Below are 413 nucleotides of genomic sequence, written 5' to 3'. Positions count from 1 at the left end.
CGAAATGGCGTGGATGACGTCAACGGCGCCAAATGCCTGAGTTACATCGGGCATTGAGACGGATGCCGGCAATCTCGCCATCGTGCGCGCCGTCGTCGGCATCGGTTCCGGCTTCAACGCGACGACGCTGGCCGAAGGGATCGAGACGGAAGAGCAGTTGCAGAAGCTGCGCGCTGAAGGTTTCAGTGAGGTGCAGGGTTATCTGCTCGGCCGGCCGATGCCGCAGGACGAGGCAGAGGCGCTGATCCACGGCCGCGCTCTGAAGACGGCTTCGTCACGCAGATAGAGTCGTTTAAGCGACAGCTGGGAGTGGCGTCCGGGGAAATGCGTGCCGCCGGATGCCATCAAGCATTCGTCATTTTGAGAAAGGTGGGCGAAGCCGCATAATTGTCGTGGGCTGGAAAGGAGGATGT

At 60.8% G+C, this 413-nt stretch carries 1 pseudogene; it reads left to right on the top strand.

Going from position 1 to position 413, the window contains the following annotated elements:
• Positions 1–46: 46 nt before the first annotated feature.
• A pseudogene (locus tag AF337_RS18595) lies at positions 47–286 on the top strand (EAL domain-containing protein); the annotation flags it as partial.
• Positions 287–413 lie beyond the last annotated feature (127 nt).

The sequence above is a fragment of the Rhizobium ecuadorense genome (genome assembly GCF_001187535.1).
GTDB classification, from domain to species: Bacteria; Pseudomonadota; Alphaproteobacteria; order Rhizobiales; family Rhizobiaceae; genus Rhizobium; species Rhizobium ecuadorense.
The sequence above is the reverse complement of the archived record's forward strand: the minus strand, read 5'-3'. Positions and strand labels throughout refer to the sequence as shown.